The organism is Streptomyces sp. R21, from assembly GCF_041051975.1.
Taxonomy (GTDB): Bacteria; Actinomycetota; Actinomycetes; order Streptomycetales; family Streptomycetaceae; genus Streptomyces.
The window spans coordinates 1,741,266-1,759,334 of sequence record NZ_CP163435.1; the positions used below are offsets into that span (position 1 = coordinate 1,741,266).

An 18,069-nucleotide genomic window follows, 5' to 3' on the forward strand; every position below is an offset into this window, starting at 1 on the left:
CGGCCAGATCGGGCCTGGGCAGACGCCAGGGACCGGGGTACGGCCGAATGCTCTCAGATATCGAGCTTGTCAGATGACCGGCGGCCGGCCCAGTCGGGTCAGCCGCCACACCGTACGCCACTTCATCGGGCGCCGGGGTCCGCACGGGCTGGTCCAGCCCTCCTTGAAGCCGCCGAACCACGCCTTCAGGGCGGGGCGCGAGGGCCTGCGGGCCAGCGTCAGGAGCATCCAGACGCCGAGGTAGACCGGGACCAGCGGGGCGGGCAGGTTGCGGCGCGCGAGCCAGACGCGGTTGCGGGCCACCATGCGGTGGTAGACCGCGTGCCGCGACGGAGCGGTCGTCGGGTGGTACAGCACCATGTCGGACCGGTAGTCGATCATCCAGCCCGCGTCGAGGGCCCGCCATGCCAGGTCGGTTTCCTCGTGCGCGTAGAAGAACGCGTCCGGGAGTCCGCCGACCTCGGCCAGCACCTTCGTACGGACGGCGTTGGCGCCGCCGAGGAAGGTGGTGACCCGGGAGTTGCGCATCGGGTCGGAGGCGCGCAGCCGCGGCACATGGCGGCGCTGCGTGACGCCGGTCTCGGGGTCGGCGATGCGGAAGCTGACGATGCCGAGCTCGGGGTCGGCCTCGAAGGCGGCGCGGCACAGCTCGGCGGTGTCGTGCTGGGCGAGGAGGCCGTCGTCGTCCAGGAAGAGCAGGATGTCGACGTCGGTGCCACCGGGGCCGAAGGCCTCGATGCCGACGTTGCGGCCGCCGGGGATGCCGAGGTTCTCGGGCAGCTCGACCGTGCGGACGCCGGCGGGGACCTCCGGGACGGGCGAGCCGTTGCCGACCACGACGACCTGGACCGGGCTGCCGTCCTGCTTGGCGACGGAGTCGAGGAGGGCACGCAGTTCCTCGGGGCGGTTGCCCATGGTGATGATGACCGCGCCGACCTTGAGGGCCTCGGTGTTCATGGCCGTACTCATTTCAGCCTGCTGGAGGCGAGGATGGACACAAGGTGCAGCAGGGTCTGCAAGAGGGCGATCCCGGCGAGTACGGCGGTGCCGAGACGGGTGAAGAACAGGTCGCCGCGGTTCGCGTCCGCGATCGCGAGGACCAGGATCAGCAGGGATGCCTCGATGCCGAGGATCAGCCGGTGGAACTTGAGTGCGCCCGCGGCCCTGCGGGCCAGTGCCATGCCGGACGAGCGCGGCTCGGACGCGGCCTCCTTCACCGGCGGCAGCCCACCCTGGTGGCGGGCGACGCCGACGAGGTCGGTCTCGGCCTTGACCAGGATCGCGCCGAGGGCGGCCAGGGTGCCGAGGAAGGCCCACAGCCAGTCGATGCGCCCGGGGCCCCACAGATCGGCGGCGCGCAGGCCGAGTCCGACCAGTACCGCGGCATCGGTGAGATAGGCCCCGACGCGGTCCAGGTAGACCCCGCCGAGCGAGAACTGCTTGTTCCAGCGCGCGACTTCGCCGTCGACGCAGTCAAGCAGCAGGTACAGCTGGACCATCACCACGCCGAGCACGGCGCCCGCGATCCCCGGCACCAGAAGTGCCGGGGCCGCGAGTACACCGCAGACAGTCATCAAGTACGTGAGCTGGTTCGGGGTAACCCTGGTGTCCACCAGGTAGCGGTCGACCCGTAGGGACACCTCACGCATGTAGAGGCGTCCCATCCAGTGCTCACCGCTGCGCCGGTCCTTCACCCCCACGGGGTGAACGACGGGGCGGAGTTCAGCTACTGATGGCCTTGGCATAGTCGGTGTAGATGTCCTTGATCTGGTTGGTCTTCAGGTCGAGGTGCTCGAGGATCGTGTAGCGGCCGGGCCGGGTCTGCGGAGCGAACTCCACGACCTGCACGAACTCGTCCACGGTGAAGCCGATCTCCTCGGGCAGCACCGGCAGTCCGTGCCGGCGCAGCACCTCGGCCATGTACGCCGACTCCTCGTGCGCTCCGCGCAGGTACATCGCGAAGGCCGCGCCCAGGCCGCACTGCTCGCCGTGGCTCGCCGCGCGCTTGGGGAAGAGAAGGTCGAAGGCGTGGTTGATCTCGTGGCAGGACCCCGACGCCGGGCGCGAGTCACCCGAGATCGACATCGCGACGCCGGTGAGCACCAGCGCCTCGGCGAGCACTTGGAGGAAGTCGTTGTCGCCGATGCCGCCGGGGTGCCGCAGCACGGCCTCACCGGCCTGGCGGGCCATCGCGGCCGCGAGGCCGTCGACCTTCTCGCCCGTGATCCGGTGGGACAGCTCCCAGTCCGCGATCGCGTTGATGTTGGAGACGGCGTCCCCGATGCCGGCCCGCACGAACCGCACCGGAGCCTCGCGGATCACGTCGAGGTCGATGACCACCGCGATCGGGTTCGGTACACCGTAGGAGCCGCGGCCCGCGTCGTTGTCGAGGGTCGCGACGGGCGAGCACAGGCCGTCGTGCGCGAGGTTCGTGGGCACGGCGACCAGGGGGAGCCCGACGCGCGCCGCAGCGTACTTGGCGCAGTCGATGATCTTGCCACCGCCCAGGCCCACCACCGCGTCGTAGTGGCCGGACTTTATGGCGTCGGCCAGCCGGACCGCGTCGTCGAGGGTGCCGCCGCCGACCTCGTACCAGGTCGCGCCGGGCAGCGAGGGCTCCAGCCGCTCGCGCAGCCGGGCGCCCGAGCCGTTGCTGACCGCGATGGCCAGCTTGCCGGAGTGCGAGATCCGCTGGTCGGAGAGCACGCTCGCCAGGTCGTCCAGGGCACCCGGGCGGATGTCCACGACGACCGGCGAGGGGATGAGCCGGGTCAGTACTGGCACGCGATCTCCCGTCCCTTGGCGAGGTCGTCGTGGTTGTCGATCTCGACCCACTTGACGTCACCGATCGGAGCCACGTCGATCTTGAAGCCGCGGTTCACGAGTTCCTGGTAGCCGTGCTCGTAGAACTGCTGCGGGTCCGTCTCCCACACCGTCTTCAGGGCGTCGGCCAGCTCGGCGGCGGCCTCGCCCTCGATGAGGGTGACACCGATGTACTCACCGGTGGCCTCGGACGGGTCCATCAGCTTGGTGATCTTCTGGACGCCCTTGGCGGGGTCCACGACGACCTTCATCTCCTCGTCGGCGAGGGACTTCACCGTGTCGAGGGCGAGAATGATCTTCTTGCCGTCGCCGCGGGCGGCGAGCAGCGTCTTCTCGACGGAGACCGGGTGCACGGTGTCGCCGTTGGCGAGGATCACACCGTCCTTGAGGGCGTCACGCCCGCACCACAGGGAGTAGGCGTTGTTCCACTCCTCGGCCTTGTCGTTGTCGATCAGCGTGATCTTGACGCCGTACTTCGCCTCGAGGGCCGCCTGACGCTCGTACACGGCCTCCTTGCGGTAGCCGACGATGATGCCGACCTCGGTCAGACCGATCTCCGCGAAGTTGCCCAGGGTCAGGTCGAGAACCGTGATGCTGTCCTCTATGCCCGCGGGTCCCACCGGAACGAGAGCCTTGGGGAGGCTGTCGGTGTAGGGACGCAGACGCCGTCCGGCGCCGGCCGCCAGCACGAGGCCGATCATGCGGGTTCTCCTTCATCGTGTACGGCGGGTGCCCCGGAGGACACCCAGAAGCGGATGCTCTCGACGAGCACCAGCAGGGCCACGGCCACGGCGATCACCGTGAGCGCGACCGTGAACTGTGCGGCGGTGAGCAGCGCGGCCAGGACGGTGACCAGCAGCGTCCTGCCTTCGTGCCCGCCGATCGCCCGCACCAGCCAGTGCGGGGACGCGCCGGCGTTGCCGCGAATGCGATACACCGTGTCGTAGTGATGGTAGGCGACCGCGGACACCAGGCCGAAAGCCGCAGGAAGGGCTCCGTTCACGTCCGCCTTGGCCGCCAGGACGAGCACGGTGCAGTACTCGGCCGCCCGGAAGAGCGGCGGGACCAGCCAGTCGAGGGCGCCCTTGAGGGGGCGCTCGACGGCTTCCGCCGACAACAGGACGTACAGGCCGGCCACGAGGACGACCTGCCAGGCCGGGCCCCAGACCCAGGCGGCGGTCACGATGGCCACGGCTCCGAAGGCCGCGCTGAGCAGCGCCGTCTTTCGCGGCTTGCCTCGCAGGAGCGATGACAGCGCTTCGGCGAGCGGACCGCTGTCCGCGAGGTCCGCCAGCGCCTGCGCCGCGCGGTCGGTGCGCTTGGCCTTGCGGGTCAGCGAGCGCAGCACGCGGCCCGCCGTGGTGTAGGTGGCGGCGAAGGCACAGCCGATGAGCAGCGCGTAGAAGGTGATGCGCGGGGTGGTGAACGCGGTGAGGACGGCGATCATCGCCCAGCGCTCGCCGATGGGCAGCACGATCATGCGCCGCACCCAGACCGTCCAGCCGACGCTGTCGAGCTTGTCGGAGAGGGCGGCGGTGGGGCTGGTGTTGGCGGTGGCGTCGTGGTTCGCCTCGTTGAAGGAGAAGTCGACGACGTGCCGGCAGGTCTGCAGGATCATCGCGCCGAGGGCGAGGGCCCATACGTCGTCGCCGCCGCGGGCGGCGCCGAGGGCGAGGCCCGCGTAGTAGGCGTACTCCTTGGCGCGGTCGAAGGTCGCGTCCAGCCAGGCGCCGAGCGTGGAGTACTGCAGCGAGTAGCGGGCGAGCTGACCGTCGGTGCAGTCCAGGACGAAGGAGAACAGCAGGAGCAGGCCCGCCGCGACGAAGCCGGCGCGGGTGCCGGTGGCGGCGCAGCCGGCCGCGATCAGCGCGGTGATCAGCGAGGCGGTGGTGACCTGGTTCGGGGTCAGGCCGCGGCGCGCGCACCAGCGGGCGATGTAGCGGGAGTACGGGCTGATGCAGTACGTCGTGAAGAAGCCGTCGCGGGCCTTCACCGCGGAGCGCAGCCGTATGGCCTCGTCGTCCACGGCGGACACGGCCTGGCGGACTTCGTTGCGCTCCTGCGGGTCGGTGGGGACCGCGGCGACGAGCGTGCCGAGTTCCGGGCGGTGCACGTCGACGCCGTCCGCGCTGAGGGCGGCGGCGATGCGGTCGGCGAGGTTGTCCGTGGCGACGGCGACGCCGCCGGTGGCGGAGCTCTCGCGGGCCAGGGCCCGGGTCAGCGCGCGGCGGGCCTCGGGCTGCGCGGAGACGGCGCCGGGCAGTCCGGCGGCGGCGAACCGCGGGTCGGTGAGGCCGAGGCGCAGCGCGTGGACGTGTCCTACGAAGCGCGCGTCGACGAGGGCGACCCGCTGGCCCGCCGGGACCTCGGCGAGGAGCGTCTCGGCGTCACCGGCGTCGGAGGCGACCCGCACGTCGAAGCCGAGCGACCGCAGATCGCCCTCGAGCGACGATCCGGGGACCGACTGGCCGGTGAGGATGGCGGTCGACAGCGAACTCACTCCCTGGGTGCCGACGCGGCCTCGCGCCGGGCGTGTGCGTGATGGAGGGCGCCCTGGCGCCGTGAACAGCGGCCGGGCGGCGTGTCGGCAGAGGCTATCGGATGAACGGAAGCGGCCGTTCACCGCCCGTTCACGGCCCGATCAACCGGGTCTGCTCGGTCGCCTCCGCCGCGATCATCATCGGGGATCCGGGGCCCGCGCCACAAACCGCTGTTCCAGACCTGAACATTCACGGCATTGCGCACGAAAGACGAAGGGCGGGCGCAGGTCGGGCGGGCGGGGCACCGGCATAGGGTGGGCGTCCATGACATGGCTGATCACCGGCGGGGCCGGATACATCGGGGCACACGTGACGCGGGCGATGGCCGGGGCCGGTGAGCACGTCGTCGTGCTCGACGATCTGTCGGCCGGGGTGCCGGCCCGCCTTCCGGCGGACATCGAGCTGGTGCAGGGCTCCTCGCTGGACGGGGAGTTGCTGAAGCGGGTTCTCGCCGAGCACGCGGTGACCGGTGTGGTGCACCTCGCGGCACGCAAGCAGGTCGGCGAGTCGGTGGACCGGCCGACGCGCTATTACCAGGAGAACGTAGGCGGTCTCGCGACCCTTCTGGAGGCGGCGGCCGGGGCGGGAGTGCGGCGGTTCCTGTTCTCCTCGTCCGCGGCCGTCTACGGCAACCCGGATGTGGACCTCATCACGGAGGACACCCCCTGTGCCCCGGTGAACCCCTACGGCGAGACGAAGCTGGCCGGGGAGTGGCTGGTGCGGGCGGCGGGCCGGGCGCACGGGATGGCGACCGTGTGTCTGCGCTACTTCAACGTGGCGGGCTCGGCCGCGCCGGAGCTGGCCGACACCGGTGTCTTCAACGTGGTCCCGATGGTCTTCGACCGGCTCACGCGCGACGAGTCCCCGAGGATCTTCGGCGACGACTACCCGACACCGGACGGCACCTGCATCCGCGACTACATCCATGTCTCCGACCTCGCCGAGGCGCATCTCGCGGCGGCCCGGCGGCTGGCCACGGACACCGCCGGGGGCGATCTGACGGTGAACATCGGCCGCGGCGAAGGCGTGTCGGTGCGCGAACTCATCACGCTGATCGGCGAGGTGAGCGGTGACACCCGGCTGCCGCTGGTCGAGCCGCGGCGCCCCGGCGACGCCCCGCGTGCGGTCGCCTCGGCCGCACGAGCCGCTGCCGAGCTGGGCTGGAGCGCCCGGCGAGGGGTACGCGAGATGGTCGAGTCGGCATGGGAGGGCTGGCTGCTGCACCATCCCGAGACATCCGCCAGGTGATCTTCCGAACGTCCGCCAGGTGATCTTCCGACGCTCTGACCAGCGGATCGTTTCCGCAGGTCAGGGCACATGACAACGGTGTTCAGTGCCGCGTTGCCCGGTACCCCCCGCCCGTAGTTCACTGTGATCCCGAGCAGAGCACAGGGAGGCGGCTTCCATGGGGGCTGGGCACGATCACGGACACACGCACGCCGCGCCCACCACGGGCACGGTGACCGCGGCGTACCGGGGACGGCTGCGCGTGGCGATGTCGATCACGCTCGCCGTGATGGTGGTCGAGATCATCGGCGGTGTCCTCGCCGACTCGCTCGCGCTCATCGCGGACTCGGCGCACATGGCCACGGACGCGCTGGGCCTGGGCATGGCGCTGCTCGCGATCCACTTCGCCAACCGGCCGGCGAGCACCAACCGCACGTTCGGGTACGCGCGCGCCGAGATCCTCGCCGCGCTGGCCAACTGTCTGCTGCTGCTCGGGGTCGGCGGTTACGTCCTGTACGAGGCGATCCAGCGCTTCATGACACCCGCCGACACCGAGGGCGGCCTGACCGTCGTGTTCGGCCTGATCGGCCTGGTCGCGAACATGATCTCGCTCACGCTGCTGATGCGGGGCCAGAAGGACAGCCTGAACGTGCGCGGCGCCTTCCTGGAGGTGGCGGCGGACGCGCTGGGGTCGCTGGCGGTGCTGATCTCCGCTGTCGTCATCATGACCACCGGCTGGCAGGCCGCCGACCCCATCGCCTCGCTCGTGATCGGCCTCATGATCGTGCCGCGGACCTGGAAGCTGCTGCACGAGACGCTCGACGTGCTCCTGGAGGCGGCTCCCAAGAACGTCGACATGGCGGAGGTACGGGCGCACATCGTCGCGCTGCCCGGCGTCGTGGACGTCCACGACCTGCACGCCTGGACCATCACCTCGGGCATGCCGGTCCTCTCCGCCCACGTGGTCGTCGGCTCCGACACCCTCAACGCCATCGGCCACGAGAAGATGCTCCACGAGCTCCAGGGCTGCCTGGGCGACCACTTCGACGTGGAGCACTGCACGTTCCAGCTGGAGCCGAGCGGACACGCGGAGCACGAGGCGAAGCTCTGCCACTGAAAATCCGGGGCACGCCCCGGGGTCCGCTGCTAGCGTGGCCGTTGAGCTTCGAGTGCCTGAAGGAGGTGGGTTGATGACCGTCGTGTGGAGCGCTGCCCTGCGCAGCGACAGGTGCATCCCCATCCTCCGGGTCCACGGCTGACCGACGCCGAGCGGCGTGCGCGGCGGCCCGGGCCCTCGCATCCGAAGGTTGCTCACCTTGTCCCACCACGATTCTTTGTACGAGGCTTTTTTCGCCCTGCACCACGGACTGCCGCGGCAGGGCCCCGGCTCCGACGCCACCACCCGTCATCTGCTGTCCCTCGCGGGGCCGCTGCCCGCCCGTCCCCGCGTCCTCGACCTGGGCTGCGGCCCCGGCCGCTCCGCACTGCTGCTGGCCGCAGAGGCCGCCGCGGAGGTGACGGCCGTCGATCTGCACGAGCCGTTCCTGGAGGAGCTCCGGACGGCCGCCGCGTCCCGCGGTCTCACCGCGTCGATCCGCGCGGTCCACGGAGACATGGGTGAACTCCCGTACGCGGACGGCTCGTTCGATCTCGTGTGGGCCGAGAGCTCGGCCTACTCCATCGGATTCGACACCGCTCTGCGCACCTGGCGCAGGCTGCTCGCCCCCGGTGGTGCGCTCGTGCTCACCGAGTGCGAGTGGACGACCGAGGCACCCTCGCCGGTGGCCCGCGCCTTCTGGGCGGAGCACGGCCGGCTGCGGATGACCGGGGAGAACATCCGGGCCGCCGACGCCGCCGGGTACGCCGTGATCGGCGTGTACCCGCAGCCGGAGTCCGACTGGGACGAGTACTACGGGCCGCTCGGCGCGCGCACCGAGGCGGCCGACGTCTCGGTGCCCGGCATGGCCGAGGCGGTGGCGGGCTCCCGCGCGGAGCTCGCGATGCGCCGCGAGCACGGCACGGAGTACGGCTACACCGGCTACGTGCTGCGTCCGTTCCCGAACCGCACTCGGCGCACCCGGCCGTAGCCGGAGGTCCGGCGGCAGGTCCCCTGGAAGACGCAGGGCGCCCCCGCTTCGGCGTACGACGTCCGGCTGTGCGCCCACGTTCCGGACGCCGCGGCAGCCGCCCTGGTCGGGGCGGTTCCTCGTCCCCGGCACCGGGCACGATCAGGTATCCGGGCGCTTTCGGCGACTGACGCACGTCGGGCGCATGTCCCGCTCCGGAGTCGCGGGGCGGGACATGCGGGAGCCGCGAAGTGTCGGGAGTGCCGGTTTCGTACGGCAGACTTGAGGTTCGAAGACCGAGGCGAAGGATGGGTATGCCGATCACACCTGCCACCGCGACGCACAGTTCGTCGAACGGCACCGCTGAAGCGATCCTGCTGGAACTGGTCGACGAGGACGGCAACACGATCGGCACGGCGGAGAAGCTCGCCGCCCACCAGGCGCCCGGGCAGCTGCACCGCGCGTTCTCCGTGTTCCTCTTCGACGAGCGCGGCCGGCTGCTGCTCCAGCAGCGGGCCCTCGGCAAGTACCACTCCCCCGGTGTGTGGTCCAACACCTGCTGCGGCCACCCCTACCCCGGTGAGGCGCCCTTCGCGGCGGCTGCCCGGCGGACGTACGAGGAGCTCGGGGTCTCCCCGTCGCTGATGGCCGAGGCGGGCACGGTCCGCTACAACCACCCGGACCCGGACTCGGGCCTGGTGGAGCAGGAGTACAACCACCTCTTCGTCGGAATGGTGCAGTCGGCGCTGCACCCCGACCCGGACGAGGTCGGCTCGACGGCCTTCGTGACCGCCGCCGAGCTGGCCGAGCGGCACGCGAAGGACACCTTCTCGTCGTGGTTCATGACGGTGCTGGACGCGGCCCGTCCGGCGGTCCGGGAGCTGACCGGGCCCGCCGCGGGCTGGTAGTCCCGGCACCCGGGCTCGCTAGATCAGTTCGGCGGGCTTGAGCGGCAGGGCGGCCCAGATCACCTTGCCGCCGCTCGCCGTGTGCTCGACGTCGCACACCCCGCCCGACTCCCTGGTGACCTCCCGCACGAGCAGCAGACCCCGGCCGCCGGTCTGCCCGTGGTCGGCCTCCAGGGCTGTCGGGCGGTAGGGGTGGTTGTCCTCCACGGAGACCCGCACCCACTCGGCCCCGACGGCGATCTCGACCGCGAGCATCGGCGACAGCAGCGCCGCGTGCCGGACGGCGTTCGTCACCAGCTCGGAGACGATCAGCAGGAGTCCGTGGACGAGGTCGGCCGAGACGGGCACCCCCTGGCGGGCGAGCAGATCACGGACGGCGTGCCGCGCCTGCGGTACCGAGGCGTCGACGGCGGGAGCGGTGAACCGCCACACCCCCTCGTACGGCAGCGGGCCCGGCGGTCCTTCCAGGGGCGCCCCTTCGTCGCCTGCTGGGCGTGGGTCGGCCCCCCGCCCACGGTTCTCCATCGTCCGGTCGCCACCCTCGCGCTCGATTGTCACCACACGTCGAGTGTCAGTAACGCGGCGGTCCGGACCCGAGAACTGAACAGAAGTCAGCGAGTATCGACGGCTTTTGATCGTCGACATATACCTCAGTCGCCTGATGGGATCGATCCTGTCCGGGTTGTTCCGACTAACGGAACTATTCGGGTTGTACGGGTTTGCCGCCACGCTCGACCGATTCGTCCCGCTCGGTCACGTCCGCCGCGAGCCGGTCGGAGACCAGGCCGACGATGCGGCGCCCGCCGTACCCGGTCGCGATCAGGCCCAGACCGTCGAAGAGCAGCGCCAGCGCGATGAAGGCGCCGATGACGTACTTGCTGCTGCTCGGCCAGGAGACCAGCACCAGGATGCCGAGGAGCAGGTCGAAGGCGCCCAGCAGAAGCGTCCAGCCGAACTGGGGGCCGCGCACCACCAGGCTGCCGAACAGGAGCATCGACGTCAGACTGGCGACCCCGGTGTAGACGAGTCCCGCGAGCACGAGGATCACGCCGAGAACGCCTCCTCGCGCACCCCCGTCTTGATCGTACGTTCGACATGTGCGGATAACATCCGGCTCATGGAGCCGCAGCTGCTGCACAGCGTCACGGACGGGGTCGCCACCGTCGTCATCCACCATCCGGCCAAGCGCAACGCCATGACGGCCGGGATGTGGCGGGCGCTGCCGCCTCTTCTCGACGAGTTGACCGCTGACGCCGATGTACACGCGCTGGTTCTGACCGGTGAGGGTGAGACGTTCTGCGCCGGGGCCGACATCTCGACGCTGCGCGGCTCCCCGGACGAGGCGCAGGGCCTGGCCGTGGCCGCCGAGGAGGCGCTCGCCGCGTTCCCGAAGCCGACGCTCGCGGCGGTTCGCGGGTACTGCGTGGGCGGCGGCTCGCAGCTGGCGGCGGCCTGTGATCTGCGGTTCGCGGAGGAGGGGTCACTCTTCGGGGTGACTCCGGCGAAGCTCGGGATCGTCTACCCGGCCTCCTCCACCCGGCGGCTGGCGTCGCTGGTGGGTCCGGCCACCGCCAAGTACCTGCTGTTCTCGGGCGAGTTGATCGAGACCGAGCGAGCGCTGCGCACCGGACTGGTGGACGAGGTGCTGCCCGCGGGCGAACTCGACAAGCGGGTCGGCGAGTTCACCCGGGTGCTGGTCTCGCGCTCGCAGCTGACGCAGGCCGCCGCCAAGGAGTTCGCGGACGGCCGCACGGACCGGGACGCCCACTGGGCCGAGCAGGCGCGCGGCAGCGGTGACACCGAGGAGGGAGTCACCGCCTTCCTGGAGCGCAGGCAACCGCGCTTCACCTGGACCGCGTCCGGATGAAGCGGCCGCGCATCGCGTCGTGACTACGACAGGATGAGTCGTGACTACGACAGGATGAACCGGCTCTTCGAACGGAACTCCTCGACGAGGTGCGCGGGCGCCTTCTGCGGGGATCCGGCGTCGTAGGGCGGCTGCGGGTCGTACTCCGTCAACAGCTGTACGGCCTGGGCGTGTTCGTCGCCCGCGATCCGGCCCAACAGCGTCAGGCCCATGTCGATGCCGGAGGAGACGCCGGCGGCTGTGACGTACTTGCCGTCGAACACCACCCGCTCCCCCGTCGGCTCGGCGCCGTACTCCCTGAGGAAGTCGAGAGCCAGCCAGTGCGAGGTGGCGCGGCGTCCGTCGAGGAGCCCGGCGGCGGCCAGCAGCAGCGAGCCGGTGCACACGGACGTCGTCCAGGTGCTCGTGGCGTCGGCGGCGCGCAGCCAGTCCAGCAGGGCCGCGTTCTCCATCTGCGGCGTCTGGCCGGGGCCCCCGGGGACGATCACGATGTCCGGGTGCGGCACCTCGGCGAGGGTCCTGTCGGCGGTGAGCGCGAGGTTTCCGGTGTCGGCGCGGACCGGGCCGGTGTGCTCGGCCACGAAGACGGTCTCCGCGTCGGGCAGGCGGCCCAGGGTCTCGTAGGGGCCCACGGCGTCCAGGGCGGTGAAACGGTCGTAGAGGACGATCGCGATCTGCATGGGGTTCTCTCTCAGTAGACGAGCACTAGACGGGCATCGGACGGGCACTGGGCGGGTTTCACTGAGTGGATCTCAGGGCGTGAGCGACGGGCGGAAGCGGCGCCGGTACTCCGCGGGGGCCGTGCCGAGGACTTTCACGAAGGCGCGGCGCATCGCCTCCGGTGTGCCGTAGCCGCTCGCCCGGGAGATCTCCTCGACGCCGTCGGCGGTGTCCTCCAGGAGGCGCCGGGCGTGTTCCAGGCGGACCCGGTCGACGTACCGGCCGGGCGTCGTACCGGTCTCGGCCTGGAAGGCGCGGGCGAAGTGGCGGGGCGAGAACCCGGCGCGGGCGGCGAGCGCCTCGACCGACAGGTCACCGGCGGGGTGTTCGGTGATCCACTGCTGGACCTCGCGCAGCGGTTCACGCTGTGCCGTCTGTGCGGCGAGTTGGACGCTGAACTGCGCCTGGCTGCCCGGGCGGCGCAGGAAGACCACCAGGTGGCGCGCGATGGTGAGGGCGGTGTCGCGGCCGAGGTCCTCCTCGACCAGTGCGAGGGAGAGGTCGATGCCCGCGGTGACGCCGGCCGAGGTCGCCACGCGCCCGTCGCGGACGTAGATCGGATCCGGGTCGACCTCGACGTCCGGGTGGTCCCGGGCGAGCTTGGCGCAGTACGCCCAGTGGGTCGTCACCCGGCGGCCGTCGAGCAGGCCCGCCTCGGCGAGCGGGATCGCGCCGGTGCAGACGGAGACCAGGCGTTCGGCGCGCGGGCCGTGCGTGCGCAGCCAGGCGATCAGGCGGGGGTCGGGGCGCCGGGTTCCCTCGCCTCCCGGGACGAGCAGGGTGTGCGGCGCGGGTGCGTCGGCGAGGGCGCGGTCCGGGACGAGGGTGAGGCCGCTGGACGTGCGCACCGCGGCGCCGTCCAGGGAGGCGGTGAGGATGCGGTACGAGCCGTCCTGGCAGGCCTCGGCGCCCGCGAAGACCTCGGCGGGGCCGGTGACGTCGAGACTCTGCACGCCGTCGAAGAGGACGATCAGGACCGTTCGCATGTCCTCGATTCTTCGCGGGCGGGGTGATGTCCGCAATGACGAGCACCCCACCTTTCCTGCCATGGCGGGTCGTGCGATCCGGCCGAAGTCCTGGCTTTCGGCGTCCGGCATTCCCTGCGTACCGACCAGTCGGTAACGTGCGGGGCATGACCTCTCCCCTGCCGGAGCACGCCGGACGGCGCTGCCACAACGTCCTCAATCCGCTCCACTCGACGCACTACTTCTCCCCCGATCTGGGTCGGGAGCTGGCCGCGGCCGGGATCGAGGACCGCAGTGCCGCGTACTTCGCCGTGCGCGCGGCGGCCATGGGGCCGGTGGGCGCCGGCGTGGTGACGGCGACGTTCTACAACTTCAGCCACGACCTCGTGGCACGGCACGTGCCCGCGGTGTGGGCGACGGCGTCCCCGGAGACGGTTCTCGCGGCACGCGCGCGTGCCGTGGACGCGACGCTTCGGCGGCTGCTCGGCGAGGACGTCGCCACCGCCAAGGAGGTGACCGAGGCGGCGGAGCTCGCGCTGCGCGCGGCCGAGGCCTGCGGCAGGACCGCGCGACCGCTGTACGCCGCCCATGCCGACCTGCCCGTTCCCGACGCGCCGCACCTCGCGCTCTGGCACGCGGCCACTCTGCTGCGCGAGCACCGCGGCGACGGCCACCTCGCGGTGCTGCTGGAGGCGGAACTCGACCCGGTCGAGGCCCTGGTGAGCCACACCGCGACCGGCAAGGGCATGGCCCCGAAGTGGGCGCTGCGCACGCGCGGCTGGTCGCGGGCGGACTGGGAGGCGGCGGTCGGACGGCTGCGGGCGCGCGGACTGCTGGACGCCGAGGGCGAGTTGACGCCGGCGGGTGTCGCGCTGCGCCAGGGGATCGAGGCGGAGACGGACCGGCTGGACCGCGCGCCGTACGAGCATCTGGGCGCCGCCGGCGTGGAGCGGCTCACGGAGTTGTCCCGGGGGCTGCTGAGCACGGCGCTGGAGGCGGGCGCGTTCCCCGACGACATGACCGGCAAGGCATGACCCACGAAGCATGAGCAGCAAGGCGTGATCGGCATGGGCTGAGGTACCCGTATGTCTCCCGGCACATTTCGCCGGGAGACATACGGGGAGACTCGGAACGGCAGCGTGACGCGGCGGTCCGGGCGCGCTGAGGTCCCGCCCTGATCCCCCGTTGTCGGCGCCACCTGCCACAATTGCCGCGCAACCCCAGTGGAGAAGGCGGTACGGGATCGTGACGACACCCCTCGTAGGGTCCATCGAAGGCAGGATCGCCGAGGAACTCGGCGTACGGGAGCGGCAGGTCAAGGCGGCCGTCGACTTGCTCGACGGCGGATCGACGGTGCCCTTCATCGCCCGCTACCGCAAGGAAGCGACGGAGATGCTCGACGATGCGCAGCTGCGCACCCTCGAGGAGCGGCTGCGCTATCTGCGGGAGCTGGAGGAGCGGCGTACGGCGATCCTCGAATCGGTGCGCGAGCAGGGCAAGCTCACCGAGGAGCTGGAGGCGCAGATCCGGGGTGCCGAGACGAAGGCGCGCCTGGAGGACATCTATCTGCCGTTCAAGCCGAAGCGGCGGACGAAGGCGCAGATCGCGCGCGAGGCGGGCCTGGAGCCGCTGGCCGAGGGCCTGCTCGGCGACCCGTCGGTCGATCCGCTCGCGGCGGCCACGGCCTTCGTGGACGCCGACAGGGGCGTGGCCGATCCGCAGGCCGCCCTCGACGGCGCCCGGGCGATCCTCACCGAGCGGTTCTCGGAGGACGCCGACCTGATCGGCGAGCTGCGTGAGCGCATGTGGGTGCGTGGCCGGCTGGCCGCCAAGGTGCGGGACGGCAAGGAGGAGGCGGGCGCCAAGTTCGCCGACTACTTCGACTTCGCCGAGCCGTTCACGGAGCTGCCCTCGCACCGCGTCCTCGCGATGCTGCGCGGCGAGAAGGAGGAGGTCCTCGACCTCGTCCTGGAGCCGGAGGAGCCCTCCGAGCAGCCCGGTCCCTCCTCGTACGAGGGAATCGTCGCGCACCGCTTCGGGATCGCCGAGCGCGGCCGACCCGGCGACAAATGGCTGACGGACACGGTCCGTTGGGCCTGGCGGACCCGCCTGCTGGTGCACCTCGGGATCGACATGCGGCTACGGCTGCGGACGGCCGCCGAGGACGAGGCGGTCAACGTGTTCGCGGCGAACCTGCGCGACCTGCTGCTCGCGGCCCCGGCGGGCACGCGCGCGACGCTGGGACTCGACCCCGGGTTCCGTACGGGCGTGAAGGTGGCCGTGGTCGACGCGACGGGCAAGGTTGTCGCGACCGACGTCATCTACCCGCACGTCCCGGCCAACAAGTGGGACGAGGCCATCGCGAAGCTCGCACGGCTCGCCAAGGAGCACGCGGTCGAGCTGATCGCCATCGGCAACGGCACGGCGTCCCGCGAGACCGACAAACTCGCCGGTGAACTCATCACCAGGCACCCGGAGTTGAACGTCACCAAGGTGATGGTCTCCGAGGCGGGCGCGTCCGTGTACTCGGCGTCCGCGTTCGCCTCGCAGGAGCTGCCGGACATGGACGTGTCGCTGCGCGGCGCCGTGTCCATCGCGCGCCGCCTTCAGGACCCGCTGGCCGAGCTGGTGAAGATCGACCCGAAGTCCATCGGTGTCGGGCAGTACCAGCACGACCTGTCCGAGGTGAAGCTGTCGCGGTCGCTGGACGCCGTGGTCGAGGACTGTGTGAACGGCGTGGGGGTGGACGTGAACACCGCGTCCGCGCCGCTGCTGTCCCGCGTCTCCGGCATCACCTCCGGGCTCGCCGAGAACATCGTGGCGCACCGCGACGCCAACGGGCCGTTCGCCTCCCGCACCGCGCTCAAGAAGGTCGCCCGGCTCGGGCCCAAGGCGTACGAGCAGTGCGCGGGCTTCCTGCGGATCCAGGGCGGGGACGACCCGCTGGACGCGTCCAGCGTGCACCCCGAGGCGTACCCCGTGGTCCGGCGCATGGTGAAGACCGCCGGGAACGAGGTCGCCTCGCTGATCGGCAACACGGGGGTGCTGCGCTCGCTGCGGGCGGACGACTTCGTGGACGAGACGTTCGGTCTGCCGACCGTGACCGACATCCTGAAGGAGCTGGAGAAGCCCGGGCGCGACCCCCGGCCCGCCTTCAAGACCGCCACCTTCAAGGAAGGCGTCGAGAAGCTCTCCGACCTCGCCTCCGGGATGGTGCTGGAGGGCGTCGTCACCAACGTGGCCGCCTTCGGCGCCTTCGTGGACATCGGCGTCCACCAGGACGGCCTTGTCCACGTCTCCGCCATGTCCAAGACCTTCGTCAAGGATCCGCGGGACGTGGTGAAGCCGGGTGACATCGTGAAGGTGAAGGTGCTCGACGTCGACATTCCGCGCAAGCGGGTGTCGCTGACGCTGCGGCTGGACGACGAAGCCGCGCCGAAGGCTGAACAGGGCGGCGGGGGGCGGCCCCAGCGCGGGGGGCGGCCGCCGCAGCAGCGGGGGCAGCAGGCTCAGTCCCAGCGGCAGGGGCGTGGGGGTGGCGGCGGCGGTTCGCGTCAGGCGCCCGCGCCCGCCAACAGTGCGATGGCCGATGCGCTGCGGCGCGCGGGGCTGGCCGACCCCAAGCGGGGCCGGGGCTGACGCCTCGGTCCTCGCCCCGGGTGCCCTGTCCGCAGGGCACCCGGGGGTGGTGCCGAGCGGCCCGCCCGGTGTCTAGCCCGTCGGGCGGTCGTGGTGCCACGCCTCGTACAGCCGCCAGTAGTGCGGGGAGTCTTCGGCGGTCCCGACGTACGCTCCCAGCAGCTCGTCGCCGCGCGGGTCGTCGCGCAGTACCAGGCGGGTGGCTGCCGTGACACGTACGGCCTCGTCCTCGTCCTCGAGCCGGGCGGCGAGGGCGTCCGACGGGGCCGGGAGATTCGTGGGGGCTTCGCACAGGGTGAGGCAGGCGGCGCGGCGGACGTCGGCGACGGCGTCCCTGGTGCGGGCCAGCACGACGGCCAGGGAAGGCGCGTCTGCGGAGGCGACCGGTTCGGCCAGGCCGTACACAGCGCGTTCGCGGACCCTGCCGTCGTCGTGACCGGCGAGCGTGACGAGTGTGTCGACGCGTCGGGGGTCGATCGTGTCGGACAGTCCGGCAGTGAGTACCCGCATGACTCGCGGGTCGCGCTCCTCCGCCGCCCGGTCGAGGAACAGGTCCACGAGCGGGCCCTCGAAGGGGTCGTCCTCGCTCTCGTCGAAGAGGTGGATCGCCCGGAGCACCTCCGCGCCGAAGCACCGCTCCCGGGGATCGGCACGCGCGCACAGGGCGGCCGACGCCTGCCACACCAGGGGATCGTGACGCTGCTGGAGGATCCCGGTCGTGGTCCACCACACCTCGTGGTCGACGTCCGGTTCGGCCAGGGCGCGGGCCAGCAGTTCCTCGAAGGGCGGTCGTATCCCGTACTTCGGCTCCAGGTACGTGAGGATGGCGGCGTGCCCGGTACGGATCGTGAGCGCGCCGAGGGCGAGCTCCTCGCGGATACAGCCGTCCTCGTCCCTGAGTGACGTACGTCGGACCGGTTCCGTCAGCCCCGTTCTGCGGCGGAGCTCGGTCACCGCGCCCGTCTCGTGCCAGTACCGGGCCAGTGCGAGGGCGTCACGGCCCTCGGCATCCTTGATCCACAGGTGCGCGCCCTTGGCGACCAGGACGGCCATGATGTCGAAGGCTCCGCGGTCGACGGCGCGCAGCAGTGGTGTGCGGCCGTCGGGGTCGGCGCCGTCGATCCGGGCGCACCATGCCAGCTCCTCGACGACCGCGGGGTCGAGGGTGTCCACGGCCAGGCAGAGCACGGGCGTGCCGTGCTCGTCGACGGCGTCCGGATCGGCGTCCGCGTCCACGGCGGCCTTCACCCGGGCCGCGTTCCCGCTCCGTACCGCTGCCACGAGCTCCGCGTCCGACGTCACCCGCACCTCCCC

16 protein-coding genes and 1 pseudogene are annotated in these 18,069 nt (G+C 71.5%); 7 read left to right on the plus strand and 10 right to left on the minus strand.

Features of this window, described 5'->3' with window-relative positions; all coding sequences use genetic code 11:
- Nucleotides 1-69: 69 nt before the first annotated feature.
- From AB5J56_RS08080 to AB5J56_RS08100, 5 genes are read right to left on the minus strand one after another with little or no spacing between them, the layout of a single operon-like run.
- Nucleotides 70-957 (minus strand): glycosyltransferase family 2 protein, encoded by an 888-nt coding sequence (locus AB5J56_RS08080; protein ID WP_369231463.1) that lies wholly within the window; start codon nt 955-957, stop codon nt 70-72.
- Nucleotides 958-965: 8 nt separating this feature from the next.
- Entirely contained in the window at nt 966-1,745 is a 780-nt protein-coding gene (locus AB5J56_RS08085; protein ID WP_369231465.1) for a CDP-alcohol phosphatidyltransferase family protein, read from the minus strand.
- Complete coding sequence (locus AB5J56_RS08090; protein ID WP_369231467.1) at nt 1,723-2,784, minus strand: iron-containing alcohol dehydrogenase family protein; 1,062 nt, start codon at nt 2,782-2,784, stop codon at nt 1,723-1,725. The genes AB5J56_RS08085 and AB5J56_RS08090 overlap by 23 nt, the downstream gene beginning before the upstream one ends.
- On the minus strand, nt 2,772-3,524 hold the full coding sequence (locus AB5J56_RS08095; protein ID WP_369231469.1) for a sugar phosphate nucleotidyltransferase: 753 nt from the start codon (nt 3,522-3,524) through the stop codon (nt 2,772-2,774). The genes AB5J56_RS08090 and AB5J56_RS08095 overlap by 13 nt, the downstream gene beginning before the upstream one ends.
- Nucleotides 3,521-5,314, minus strand: coding sequence for a DUF5941 domain-containing protein (locus tag AB5J56_RS08100; RefSeq protein ID WP_369242435.1), 1,794 nt, complete (start codon nt 5,312-5,314; stop codon nt 3,521-3,523). The genes AB5J56_RS08095 and AB5J56_RS08100 overlap by 4 nt, the downstream gene beginning before the upstream one ends.
- A 313-nt stretch (nt 5,315-5,627) precedes the next feature.
- Here AB5J56_RS08100 and galE point away from each other — a divergent pair, with 313 nt between their 5' ends.
- The 4 genes and pseudogenes from galE (at nt 5,628) to idi (ending at nt 9,564) form a co-directional block, all read left to right on the plus strand.
- Complete coding sequence (gene galE / locus AB5J56_RS08105) at nt 5,628-6,611, plus strand: UDP-glucose 4-epimerase GalE (RefSeq protein WP_369231471.1); 984 nt, start codon at nt 5,628-5,630, stop codon at nt 6,609-6,611.
- A 157-nt stretch (nt 6,612-6,768) separates the two neighbouring features.
- Entirely contained in the window at nt 6,769-7,707 is a 939-nt protein-coding gene (locus tag AB5J56_RS08110) for a cation diffusion facilitator family transporter (protein ID WP_369231473.1), read from the plus strand.
- A 199-nt stretch (nt 7,708-7,906) separates the two neighbouring features.
- A pseudogene (locus AB5J56_RS08115) lies at nt 7,907-8,644 on the plus strand (class I SAM-dependent methyltransferase); the annotation flags it as partial.
- Nucleotides 8,645-8,970: 326 nt separating this feature from the next.
- Nucleotides 8,971-9,564, plus strand: coding sequence for an isopentenyl-diphosphate Delta-isomerase (gene idi / locus AB5J56_RS08120; RefSeq protein WP_369231475.1), 594 nt, complete (start codon nt 8,971-8,973; stop codon nt 9,562-9,564).
- Nucleotides 9,565-9,582: 18 nt separating this feature from the next.
- Here the strand turns inward: idi and AB5J56_RS08125 are convergent, their stop codons facing one another.
- Entirely contained in the window at nt 9,583-10,089 is a 507-nt protein-coding gene (locus tag AB5J56_RS08125; protein WP_369242437.1) for an ATP-binding protein, read from the minus strand.
- Between the two features lie 175 nt (nt 10,090-10,264).
- Entirely contained in the window at nt 10,265-10,741 is a 477-nt protein-coding gene (locus AB5J56_RS08130) for a hypothetical protein (protein WP_369231477.1), read from the minus strand.
- On the opposite strand from AB5J56_RS08130, the gene AB5J56_RS08135 reads away from it, so the two are divergent.
- On the plus strand, nt 10,682-11,431 hold the full coding sequence (locus AB5J56_RS08135) for an enoyl-CoA hydratase/isomerase family protein (protein WP_369231479.1): 750 nt from the start codon (nt 10,682-10,684) through the stop codon (nt 11,429-11,431). The genes AB5J56_RS08130 and AB5J56_RS08135 overlap by 60 nt on opposite strands.
- Before the next feature lie 44 nt (nt 11,432-11,475).
- On the opposite strand, the gene AB5J56_RS08140 is transcribed toward AB5J56_RS08135, so the two are convergent.
- On the minus strand, nt 11,476-12,111 hold the full coding sequence (locus AB5J56_RS08140) for a DJ-1/PfpI family protein (protein WP_369231481.1): 636 nt from the start codon (nt 12,109-12,111) through the stop codon (nt 11,476-11,478).
- Nucleotides 12,112-12,183: 72 nt separating this feature from the next.
- The gene (locus tag AB5J56_RS08145; RefSeq protein WP_369231483.1) at nt 12,184-13,137 is read right to left on the minus strand and encodes a GlxA family transcriptional regulator; all 954 of its coding nucleotides are present in this window, start codon (nt 13,135-13,137) and stop codon (nt 12,184-12,186) included.
- Nucleotides 13,138-13,283: 146 nt separating this feature from the next.
- On the opposite strand from AB5J56_RS08145, the gene AB5J56_RS08150 reads away from it, so the two are divergent.
- Complete coding sequence (locus tag AB5J56_RS08150) at nt 13,284-14,150, plus strand: hypothetical protein (protein WP_369231485.1); 867 nt, start codon at nt 13,284-13,286, stop codon at nt 14,148-14,150.
- A 211-nt stretch (nt 14,151-14,361) separates the two neighbouring features.
- Nucleotides 14,362-16,755, plus strand: a complete 2,394-nt coding sequence (locus tag AB5J56_RS08155) for a Tex family protein (protein ID WP_369231487.1) — start codon at nt 14,362-14,364, stop codon at nt 16,753-16,755.
- A gap of 72 nt (nt 16,756-16,827) precedes the next feature.
- Here the strand turns inward: AB5J56_RS08155 and AB5J56_RS08160 are convergent, their stop codons facing one another.
- Nucleotides 16,828-18,057, minus strand: coding sequence for an ankyrin repeat domain-containing protein (locus AB5J56_RS08160; RefSeq protein WP_369231489.1), 1,230 nt, complete (start codon nt 18,055-18,057; stop codon nt 16,828-16,830).
- Nucleotides 18,058-18,069: the final 12 nt, after the last annotated feature.